Genomic DNA, 11206 nt, shown 5'->3' on the forward strand with positions numbered 1-11206 from the left:
CCCCGGTGCGGGAATCGACCTGCGGCTGGTAGTGCAGCAGCAGTTCGTCCCGCTCGGCGGCACGTCGCAGGGCCGCCTCGAGCTGCATCTGGCGCACCGAGCGCTGTTGCATGCCGGCGGTGAAGAACTGGTAGGTCCCGCGGCCTTCCAGCTTGGCGCGGTACATCGCCGTGTCGGCGCAACGTGTCAGCTCTTCGACGGTGTCGCCGTCGGCCGGGTACATCGCCACGCCGATCGACAGCGTCAGGCTCAACTCGTGCTCGCTGACCGTGCAGGGCTGCGCCACGCGCTCCAGCAGCTTGCTGGCGACCTGGGCCGCGCCTTCGGCCTGGGTGCCGGGCAACAGCACGGCGAATTCGTCGCCGCCGATGCGCGCCACCACGTCCGTGTCGCGCAGGTTGTCACGCAGGCGATGCGACATCTCCAGCAGCACGGCGTCGCCGGTGCGGTGGCCGAAGTTGTCGTTGATGTGGCGAAACTGGTTCAGGTCGATGTACAGCAGCGCCAGCATGTCCTTTTGTCGTTGCGCCGCTGCGAGCGCCACGCCCAGCCGGTCTTCCAGCAGGTGGCGGTTCGGCAACTCGGTCAGCGCATCGTAGTGGGCTTGGCGCAGCAGCTTCTGCTCGGCGTCTTTTGACCGGGTGATGTCGTTGACGATGCCGATCAGGTGGCTGACCTGGCCGCTGGCGTCGCGCCGGCGGCTCAACGACACCCAGGCGGTGAAGTGCTCGCCGTTCTTGCGCGCGCTGCGCAGCTCGCCGTGCCAGTGGCCACCGCGCAGCAGCGCCCGGCGCATGCGTCGCGGCAGACCGGGGTCTTCCAGCGATGCGGCGAGCATCGCCGGGTACTGGCCCACCACCTCGTCGGTCTCGAAGCCGGTGATGTTGCAGAAAGCCTGGTTGACGGTGACGATCACGCCGCGCGTGTCGGTGATCATGATGCCTTCGCGGGCCTGCTCGAACACGGCGGCCGCCAGGCGCATCTTGTCTTCGGCCAGCCGGCGCATCGTCACGTCGCGGGCTTCGACCAGCAGGTGGGCCGTGGTGTCGTCACCCGGGCGGCCGTTGGCGCGGCGCATCGGCCGCACGGACAGCTCCACCCGGCGCGTGCCGGACTGCGTGGCAACACATACCTCAACGTGCTGTGGGTGGCCTTCAGCGGCGCGCGCCACGGCCTGGCGTAGCTTGTCGACATCGGCCGGCGCGGGCAGCCAGGCCGGCAGCGTCCACAGCGGTTTGCCGGCGGCGGCTGCGGCCACCGGGCCCAGCCATTCCCGCGCCGCCTGGTTGAGCCGAAGCACCAGGCCTTGCGGCGTCAGCAGGCCGATCAACTGAGAACTGTGGTCGAGCATGGCTTCGGTCAGCCGTTCGCCGGCCGTGGCCTGCTGTGCCTGCCGCTGCGCTTGCCTGTAGGCCCGCCAGCCGGCCGCCGCCACTGCGCCCAGTGCCGCCGCGACCAGCGCGAGCCAGGGCCAGGCGGGTAGCGAAGAGGCGGCGGGAACGGACTGCAATACCAAAGCAGCTGTAACAAATGAGCAGATCAGCACTGTGCCGGCAATCGCTCAAGTCCATTGGTCTGAGGCGGCCCATAAAAGCCCGCTATTTCATGCAGCCTTCACGGTTGGCCGCATGACGAGGCCCGTCGATAAAATCAGATTCACTTCTTCGCAGCATCGGCATGCGGCGCCTCGTGGCGCACGGCCGCCACAAGGGTCTTCATGTCCGGCAGCAGTTTTGGCGAGCTTTTCACCGTCACCAACTTCGGCGAAAGCCACGGCCCGGCCATCGGCTGCGTGATCGACGGTTGCCCGCCCGGCATGGCCTTGAGCGAGGCCGACATCCAGCCCGACCTCGACAAGCGCCGCCCTGGTACCTCGCGCCACGTCACCCAACGCAACGAGCCGGACGCGGTCGAGATCCTCTCCGGCGTCTACGAAGGCAAGACCACCGGCACGCCGATCTGCCTGCTGATCCGCAACACCGACCAGCGCAGCAAGGACTACGGCAACATTGCCCAGACCTTCCGCCCCGGCCACGCCGACTACACCTACTGGCACAAGTACGGCATCCGCGACCCGCGCGGCGGCGGCCGCAGCTCGGCCCGGCTGACGGCGCCGATGGTGGGCGCAGGCGCGGTGGCCAAGAAGTGGCTGCACGAGCACCACGGCATCTCGATTCGCGGCTGCATGACGGCGCTGGGCGAGATCGAGATCCCGGTCGACGACTGGGGCCAGGTCGGCCAGAACCCGTTTTTCGCCGCCACCAGCAGCGGCATCGCCGAGCTGGAAGACTACATGGACGCGCTGCGCAAGTCCGGCGACTCGGTCGGCGCGCGGCTGTATGTCGAGGCCCGTGGCCTGCCGCCGGGCTGGGGCCAGCCGCTGTTCGACAAGCTGGATGCCGACATCGCCTACGCGATGATGGGCATCAACGCCGTCAAGGGGGTCGAGATCGGCGCCGGCTTCGGCTCGGTGCGCCAGCGCGGCACCGAGCACGGCGACGAATTGACGCCTGCCGGTTTCGCCGGCAACAACGCCGGTGGCGTGCTGGGTGGCATCTCGACCGGCCAGGACATCCGCGTCTCGATCGCGATCAAGCCGACCAGCTCGATCCGTACCCCGCGCCAGTCGATCGACCTGGCCGGCCAGCCGGCAACCGTCGAGACCTTCGGCCGCCACGATCCCTGCGTCGGCATCCGCGCGACGCCAATCGCCGAGGCGATGCTGGCGCTGGTGCTGATCGACCACGCGCTGCGTCACCGCGCCCAGTGCGGCGACGTGCGGGTCGACACTCCGGTCATCCCGGCGCAGCGCTGAATCCACCGCTCAAGAAAAACGGCCACCCGAAGGTGGCCGTTGTCGTTTCTGCAGGGCGATCTCAGGCGGCCCGCGGCGGGGTCGCCACCGGCGGCCCGGCATGCCGGCCGGTCAAGCGGCCCAGCGCCCAGCGGCCAATGCGCCAGAACAGCCGCAAGAAGGTGATGAACGCCAGGAACTCGAGGAAGGTCAGCAAGAAGCCGATCGCGGTGTTCCATCGCTGGCTGCGACGATGGAACTTCTCGATCATGTGGTCGCGCTTGATCTCGATCGAGTCGTAGAAGCTCGGCACCACCAGCAGCGTCAGCACGGTGGAGGTGATGACCCCGCCGATGATCGCCACCGCCATCGGGCGATAGAACTCACCGCCTTCGCCGACGCCAATGGCCACCGGCAGCATGCCGGCCACCAGTGCAAAGGTGGTCATCAGGATCGGCCGCAAGCGGCGCTGGCCGGCGGCGATCAGCGCCTCTTCGCGGTCCATGCCCTCGGCTTCGCGCACCCGCGCGGCGTCCAGCAACAGGATGGCGTTCTTCGCAACCAGGCCCACCAGCATGATGATCCCGATGAAGCTCATCAGGTTCAGCGTGCTGTTGGTGACCAGCAGCGCGAGCACCACCCCGATCGGCGTGAACAGCAGCGAGAACATCACCGGCATCGGCGCGGTGAACGAGCTGAACTGCACCACCAGCACCAGGTACATCAGCAAGATGCCCATCAGCAGGGCGCTGAGCATGCGGCTGAACACCTCGTTCTGATCCTTGGCGGCGCCGCCCAGCTCCAGCCCGTAGCCCGGCGGGAAGTTCATCGCCTTGGCGATCTTCAGCGCATCGGCGGTCACTTCGCCGGCCGAACGGCCCTGCGCATTGGCCGAGACGGCGATCATTCGCTTGCTGTCGTTGTGCTGGATCTGCGAGGGGCCCTTGCCCATCGTGATGCCGGCGATCTGGTCCAGCGGCACGATGGTGTTGGTCCCGGTCACGGTGACCGGCAGGCGTTCGATGTTGCTGGCGTCGACGCGGTCTTCCGGGTGCAGACGCACGGCGACGTCGCGGGTCTCGCCGCTGGGGTCGATCCAATCGCCCACCTCGACGCCGGCGAACGCCACGCGCAGCGCTTGCGCCGCGTCGTTGACGGAGATGCCCAGCGCATTCGCCAGGCCCCGGTCCAGCTCGATCTTCAGCTCATCCTGCGGGTCTTGGTCCGACAGCCCGACGTCGACGGCGCCGGGCACATGGCGCAGCTTTTCCATGAACTCGGTGGCAATCGCCTGCAGCTTGCGCGCGTCCTCGCCCTGGAAGCGGATCTGCACCGGCTTTTGCGCGCCGCCGCCAAGGTCGTCCAGCACGACGTATTCGGCACCGACCAGGCGCTTGACCTGCTCGCGCAGGTCCTTCGCGACCGCGATGCCGGAGCGCTTGCGCTCGGTGCTCTTGCCGATGTCGACGTAGATGCGCCCGCCGTTGGGGTTGACGTAGCTGTTGGTCGCCTTGGTTTCAGGCAAGGTGCGCGCCAGTTGTGCCGCGGCCTCCAGCTTCATCCGTGCGTACTCGACGCTGCTGCTGGGCGGCGTGCGCACGTCGATCGCGATCGTCCCCCAGTCGCCGTTGGGCAGGAAGCTGGTGCCGCCGAACTTGAAGAACAGGCCCATGGCCAGTACCAGGCTGAGCAGCGTGAACAGGAACATCCAGATCCGGTGGTGCAGCGCCCAGGCGATTACCTGGCCGTAGCGGTCGGCCTGGTGATCGAACCAGGTGTTGAATCGGGCCAGCCAGCGCGTGATGCCCTTGTGTTCGGCATGGTGGTGACCGGGCGGGTCGCCCCAGTAGGCCGACAGCATTGGATCGAGCGTGAAGCTGATGAACAGACTCACCATCACCGAGGCCACGACGGTCAGGGCAAACGGCCGGAACCACTCGCCGGAAATGCCCGGCATGAAGGCCACCGGCACGAACACCGCGACGATCGAGAAGGTCGTCGCCGCCACCGCCAGCCCGATCTCGGCGGTGCCGTTGAGCGCTGCATTCATGCGCGACTCGCCGCGCTCCATGTGGCGCACGATGTTTTCTCGTACCACGATCGCATCGTCGATCAGCACACCGATCGCCAGCGACAGGCCCAGCAGCGTCATGAAGTTGAGCGTGAAGCCGCAGGCCCACACGGCGATGAAGGCCGCGATCACCGAGGTCGGCAGGCTGAGCGCCGTGATCAGCGTCGAGCGCCAGGAGTTCAGGAAAATGTAGACGACCAGGATCGTCAGCCCGGCGCCGAAGACCAGCGCGTGGACCACGTTGTTCAGGCTGTTCTGCGCTTCCTTGCCGCCGTCCTGGGTCACCTCCAGCCGGGTGCCCTCGGGCAGCGTCTTGTTGATCTCGTCGACCAGCTTGCGCACCTCGTTGGCGACGCCGACCGTGCCGGCATCGCGAGCGCGGATCACCGACATGCCGACGTTGGGCTGGCCATTGCGCACCGAGAAGCTGGTGACCTCGGCGAAACCGTCTTGCACCGTGGCCACCTGACCCAGGCGAACGATCTGCTCACCGCGCCGCTGCACGACGATCTGTTCGAACTCGGCCGGCGATTCGATCCGGCCGACCAGGCGGATGCTCTGGTCTTCCAGGTTGCCGCGCACCTTGCCGACCGGGGCGTTGGCGTTCTGCAGCCGCAGGGCGTTGACCACCTCGGCCACCGAGACATTGAACGCGCGAAGTCGATCGGCCCGCAGAAGCACCGACAGTTCGCGCCGCAGCGCGCCGTTCAGATCCACCACCGCCACGCCCGTGACGCCGCGGATCTGGTCGGCCAGCGTGTCTTCGGCCAGACGCGAGATCTCGGCATGCGACAGCTTCGACGACGACAGCGCCAGCTGCATGATGGGCTGGGCCGACGGGTCCATGCGCGTCAGCACCGGCTCGCGCATCTCGACCGGCAGCTTGTAGCGCACGGTGCCGATCGCGTTACGCACCTCGTCGGCCGCTTCGACCATGTTCTTGCCGAACTTGAAGACCAGGTCGATGCGGGCCGACCCCTCGTTGGCGCGCGAACGGACCTCATCGACGCCCGAAATGCTTTGCAGCGCCTTTTCGATGCGGTTGATGACTTCGCGCTCGACGGTGTCGGGCGACGCACCCGGATAGTTGATCGACACCACCAGCATCGGCAATTCGACGTCGGGCCGTTCGTTGACGCGCAGTTGGGCCAGGGCCATCAGGCCCAGGCACATGAGCGCGATGACGATGGCGATCATGGCCACCGGTCGCTTGATGCTGAAATCAGAGAGGAACATGGCTCAGCTCCTTGCTGACGAAGCGGCCGGCGTGGCAGGGGCGGGGCTGCTGGCCGCGACGGCCTTGCGCTCGACCTTTTGGCCGTCGACCAGATTCGCATTGGGGCGGCGCAGCACCTGGTCACCCTCGGCCAGCCCGGCGAGGACGACGTAGTCGCCGCTGCGCTGATCGCGCTCGCCCAACTTCACCTTGACCTTGCTGAGGGTGTCGCTCTTGACGCGCCAGACGAAGGTGTTGTCGCCTTCCCGGGCGAGCGCGGCTTCAGGCAGCATCAGCGCCTGTTGGCCGCCGGTGGCCACCAGGCCTTCGGCGTACAGGCCGGAGACCCTGGGCATCTCGCCGCCTTCGAAGCCGACCAGCACCTCCACCTGGCGGGTGCTGGCATTGGCCGAGGCATCGACGCGTCGCACCTTGCCGTTGAATTCCTGCTGGCCGAAGCCGTTGATGCGGAAGCTGACCGACTGGCCCGGCTTGATCTCGCCCATCCGGTCCGATGACACCAGGCCCTCGAAGCGCATGCTGGTCGGATCGATCACCTTGACCAGCTCCTTGCCGACCTGGGCGGTGTCGCCGGCCGAGACCTTGCGGTCGCTGACCACGCCGTCGAACGGGGCGCGCACTTCGGTGCGCTGCAACTGCTGGCGTGCCGCTGCGACCCGCGACTTGGTGGCCACCAGGTCGCTGTGGGCGTTGTTCCGGCGGATCTCGGCGTCTTCCATCGCCTGCATCGAGCTCATGCCTTGCGCTTGCAGTGTCCGCAGGCGCTGGTACTGGCGCTCGGCCTGGTCGACCGACTGGGCCGACGCGCGTGAGGCTTCTTCGGCCGATGCCAGGCTGTCGCGGATCGCGGTGTCGTCCAGCCGAACCAGCAGATCGCCCTTGCGCACGGTCTCGCCGTTGTCCTTCAAGACTTGCAGCACCACGGCGGACACTTCGGCGCGCAGGTCGGCCCGGCGCTCGGGCTGGATCGAACCGGTGATCACCGGGCCCACCGCATGCAGGCCGCTGGTGGCGATGCGCAGGTCTTCCGCGGACAGCAGCAGCGTGGGCGGCGCCGAGGCGGCGGTGCCCGGCTTGGCGGCAGCCTGGCCGTTGCCGGCGCCCTTGCTGCAGCCAGCCAGGACAACGGCCAGCAGGCCTGCGGCCACGCCCACAGCCAATCTGTTAGGCAGGTGGGCCGGCATGGCCACGGACGGACGACGACGCAACATCAGGGGGACCTCCAGCTATTTCGAAGAATCATGGCGGACAGGACACCTGTCGGCCAGAAAATGACGCGCGAGCTTATCTTGAACGAGACGCCGATAGCCATGGCCTGCGACGAATTGCGGGCTGGAGCGGGCGAACGGCGACCGGGCAGCGCGGGCGGCGGCCGGTGGGCTGGCGCGGTCGGCAGCCCCGGGCCGATCGCCCGACGCGGGCACCGCTCATCCGTCCCGGGTGCATTTCGTCGCCACTCCAATGCGCTTCGTCGGCACCCCGGTGATCGGCCGGGCGCGCACTCCTACACTGCGCTGCGCCTGACCAAGGCGAATGACTTTTTGCAGGAGCACGCATGAACAAGCGCTGGGTAATTGGAGGAGTGGTGGTTGCGGTGTTGGCCCTCGGCGGCGGCGCCGCGGCGGTCATGGCCGGCCGCAAGGGCGGCGACAAGCCCGATGCCAAGCCCGAAGACAAGGTGCTCGACTTCACCACCAAGGAAGTGGTGGTGCCCCGCACCCAGCCGCTGGCCGGGATGGTGGAGTTCTCGGGCCCGCTGGTGGCGCCGAACACTGCAGTGGTCCGCGCCAAGGCGGCCGGCACGCTGCTGAACCTGACGGTGGCCGAAGGCAGCCGGGTAACGGCCGGCCAGAAGCTCGGCGCGGTCGACCTGGCCGACCTGAACGCCCGGCTGAACGAGCGCCAGGCCCAGGTCGAGGCGGCGAGGGCGCAGATGGTCCAGGCCGAACGCACCCACGCGTCGAACCAGCGCTTGGCCGAGCAGTCGTTCATCTCGCCGAACGCGCTGGAATCGTCCAAGGCGGCGCTGGACAGCGCCCGCGCCAACCTGACGGCGGCCCAGGCGCAGACCGAGACGGTCAAGATCAACCTGCGTGAAGCGAACCTGGTGGCGCCGATTTCCGGCATCGTGGCCAAGCGCCATGTGGTGCCTGGCGAAAAGGTCTCGAACGAACAGCAGATCGTCACCATTGTCGACCTGACCAAGCTCGAGATGGCCGGCAGCGTCGGCACCCACGAAGTCGGCATGCTGCAGGCCGGCATGCCGGTGACGGTGCAGGTCGAGGGCGTGGCTGACCCCGTCAAGGGCAACCTGGCGCGCATTGCGCCGGCGGCCGAGCCGGGCACCCGCTCGATCGGCGTCGCGATCGCGATCGCCAACCCGAAAGAGAAGCTGCGCGCCGGCCAGTACGCCCAGGCCCACGTAGCGATGGCCGAAGGCACCCCGCGGCTGACGCTGCCGGTGGCCGCGATCGGCACCGCATCGGGCCAGGAATACGTCTGGACGATCGAGCAGGGCAAGCTGCTGCGCCGCTCCGTCACCACCGGCCGGCGCGACGAAGCGCGTGGCCTGGTCGAGGTGAAAGACGGCGTCAAGCCCGAGGCCCAGGTGCTGGCGATGCGCTTCGACAACCTGCGCGAAGGCGCCGCCGCCCGGGTGATCGCCCCGGTGCCGTCCACCGCTGCGTCGGCGGCCAAGCCGTCGTCAGCGCTGGCCAGCGTGGCCACGGCGTCCAACTGAAGCGACCGCGTCAGATAGCCAGATATAGAAAGAGCAGAGGTTCACCATGTGGATGACCCGAGTCGCCATCAGCAACCCCGTCTTCGCCACCATGGTGATGGTCGCGTTGTGTGTGTTGGGGCTGTTTTCGTACAGCAAGCTGGGCGTCGAGCAGATGCCCGACATCTCGCTGCCCGGCGCCTGGATCGACGTGCGCTACCCCGGCGCCTCGCCCGAGGCGGTCGAGCGTGAGGTGGCCAAGCCGTTGGAAGAAGCGCTGAATTCCATCGCCGGTGTCGACCGGGTGCAGTCGCGCAGCTTCGAAGGCCGCGTGCAGGCCAGTGTCGAGTTCACGCTGAACACCGACATGAGCCGCGCGATGCAGGATCTGCGCGACCGCATCGCCGCCGCCCAGGCAGCCTTCCCGAAGGACGTGAAGCAGCCGAGCGTGTCGCGCTTCCAGGCCGACAACGCCCAGCCCGTGGTCGTGATGGCGCTGATGAGCAAGACCCGTTCGGCGCGCGAGCTGTCGACGCTGGGTGAGCTGACGATCGCCAAGCGGTTGGGTCGTGTCGAAGGCGTGGCCAAGGTCGATGTCGGCGGCCTGGTCTCGCGCGAAGTGCGCATCGACCTGGACCCGCTGCGCCTGAAGGCCTACGGCGTGACGCCGGCCGAGATCTCCACGGCGCTGGCGGCGGCCAACGCCGACCAGCCGGTCGGGCTGGTGTCCGACCGGGTGTCCGACGCGATCCTGCGGGTCGAAGGCCGGGTCAAGGACCCGAAGCAGTTCGCCAACATCGTGGTCGCCCACCGCGGCAACCTGGTGCTGACGCTGAACGACCTGGGCACCCTGGTCGAGCGCGAGCGCGAGCCTGATTCGATCGCCCGTACCAATGGCCAGCCGGCCATCAGCTTCTCAGTCTTCAAGCAGCAGGACGCCAACATCGTGGCCACCGGTGACGCGGTGAAGGAGGCGATGGAAGAGCTGAAGAAGACGCTGCCGGCCGACATCGAGCTGAATCTGATCTATGCCTCCAGCGACTTCGTCAAGGGCTCGTTGACCGGCCTGCGCCACACGCTGATCGAAGGTGCACTGCTGACGGTGGCGATCGTCTTCCTGTTCCTGCACAGCTGGCGCTCGACCATCATCACCGGCCTGACGCTGCCGATCGCGGTGATCTCCAGCTTCATCGCCGTCTACGCCTTCGGCTTCACGCTGAACTTCATGACGATGATGGCGCTGAGCCTGTGCATCGGCCTGCTGATCGACGATGCGATCGTGGTGCGAGAGAACATCGTGCGCCACATCGGCATGGGCAAGGACCATCACCGAGCCTCGGAAGACGGCACCAACGAGATCGGCCTGGCGGTCATGGCGACCACCTTCGCGATCTGCGCAGTGTTCGTGCCGGTCGCCTTCATGGGCGGCGTGATCGGCAAGTTCTTCTACCCCTTCGGCATCACGGTGGCGGTGGCGGTGATCGTGTCGCTGTTCGTCAGCTTCACGCTCGACCCGATGCTGTCCAGCGTCTGGAAGGATCCGCCCAGCGCCCGCCTGCGCGACGTGCCGGTGATCGGCCACATGATCCGTGGCACCGACCGCGGCATGGACTGGCTGCACGGCATCTACGGCCGCCTGATCACCTGGGCCTTCTCGGGTCGTCGCTACCGCGTATTCGTGCTGCCGATCCCGGCCTATGGCCGCCCGTTCGACGCCGGTGGCCAGCGTGACCGCAGCCAGCCGAGGCGCTTTCGCCTGATGACGCTGACGCCTCGCGGCATCGTCGCCTGGACCGGCTTCATGAGCTTCGTCGTCGCGCTCGGCCTGTCCGGCCTGGTCGGCAGCGAGTTCGTGCCGCAGACCGACCAGGGCTTCACGCAGCTGAACCTGCGCTTCCCGGTCGCTTCGAGCCTGGACCGCGGCAACGACAAGGTGCTGCAGGTCGAGACCATCCTGTCGGGCAAGTACCCCGAGATCAAGACCATCCAGACGGTGGTCGGCTCGACCGGTGAAGGCCTGGCGACCGGCCGCAACCAGGCCTCGCTGAACATCGCGCTGACCGACCGCAAGGACCGCAAGCGCACCCAGAAGGAGATCGAGGACGCGATCCGTGCCGACATCGCCGGCATCCCCGGCCTGGAGGCCAGCGTTGGCTTCGACCGGCCGATCTGGATCACCATCCTGGGGTCGGACGGTGAGCAGCTGACCAAGGTCGCGAAGGACTTTGCCGAGAAGCTCAAGGGCATCAAGGGCGCGGTCGACGTCGACACGACCGTCAAGCCCGGCCTGCCGGCTTTCGCCGTGCGCCTGAAGGACTCGGCCATCCGCGAGCTGGGCCTGACCGGCCCGCAGGTGGCGTCTTCGCTGCGCGCTTACGTCAACGG

General features: G+C 67.7%; 6 protein-coding genes. 3 read left to right on the forward strand and 3 right to left on the reverse strand.

The annotated features are described in order from the left end of the window. Positions 1-1510, reverse strand: a 1510-nt coding sequence (locus VFY73_RS22475) for a putative bifunctional diguanylate cyclase/phosphodiesterase (RefSeq protein ID WP_329722984.1), incomplete at its 3' end; no start/stop codon positions are given. A gap of 207 nt (positions 1511-1717) precedes the next feature. Here VFY73_RS22475 and aroC point away from each other — a divergent pair. Next, the gene (gene aroC, locus VFY73_RS22480; protein ID WP_329722986.1) at positions 1718-2815 is read left to right on the forward strand and encodes a chorismate synthase; all 1098 of its coding nucleotides are present in this window, start codon (positions 1718-1720) and stop codon (positions 2813-2815) included. Between the two features lie 61 nt (positions 2816-2876). On the opposite strand, the gene VFY73_RS22485 is transcribed toward aroC, so the two are convergent. Both VFY73_RS22485 and VFY73_RS22490 read right to left on the reverse strand, forming a co-directional pair. Further along, positions 2877-6101, reverse strand: coding sequence for an efflux RND transporter permease subunit (locus tag VFY73_RS22485; RefSeq protein ID WP_329722988.1), 3225 nt, complete (start codon positions 6099-6101; stop codon positions 2877-2879). Positions 6102-6104: 3 nt separating this feature from the next. Next, positions 6105-7313: an efflux RND transporter periplasmic adaptor subunit gene (locus VFY73_RS22490; protein ID WP_329722990.1), complete on the reverse strand. Its 1209-nt coding sequence runs from the start codon at positions 7311-7313 to the stop codon at positions 6105-6107. A gap of 344 nt (positions 7314-7657) precedes the next feature. On the opposite strand from VFY73_RS22490, the gene VFY73_RS22495 reads away from it, so the two are divergent. Continuing rightward, positions 7658-8842 carry an efflux RND transporter periplasmic adaptor subunit gene (locus VFY73_RS22495; RefSeq protein WP_329722992.1) on the forward strand — a complete coding sequence of 395 codons (1185 nt, stop codon included), beginning with the start codon at positions 7658-7660 and terminating at the stop codon, positions 8840-8842. Positions 8843-8888: 46 nt separating this feature from the next. Continuing rightward, positions 8889-11206: efflux RND transporter permease subunit (locus tag VFY73_RS22500; protein ID WP_329722994.1), on the forward strand; the 2318-nt coding region annotated here is incomplete at its 3' end.

The organism is Ideonella sp. (assembly GCF_036277275.1).
In the GTDB taxonomy this organism is placed as follows: Bacteria; Pseudomonadota; Gammaproteobacteria; order Burkholderiales; family Burkholderiaceae_C; genus Ideonella.

Bases quoted from the DNA above. Each gene is read 5' to 3' on its own strand.
- VFY73_RS22485 (WP_329722988.1), bottom strand. From the start codon at position 6,101: ATGTTCCTCTCTGATTTCAGCATCAAGCGACCGGTGGCCATGATCGCC.
- VFY73_RS22490 (WP_329722990.1), bottom strand. From the start codon at position 7,313: ATGTTGCGTCGTCGTCCGTCCGTGGCCATGCCGGCCCACCTGCCTAAC.
- aroC (WP_329722986.1), top strand. From the start codon at position 1,718: ATGTCCGGCAGCAGTTTTGGCGAGCTTTTCACCGTCACCAACTTCGGC.
- VFY73_RS22495 (WP_329722992.1), top strand. From the start codon at position 7,658: ATGAACAAGCGCTGGGTAATTGGAGGAGTGGTGGTTGCGGTGTTGGCC.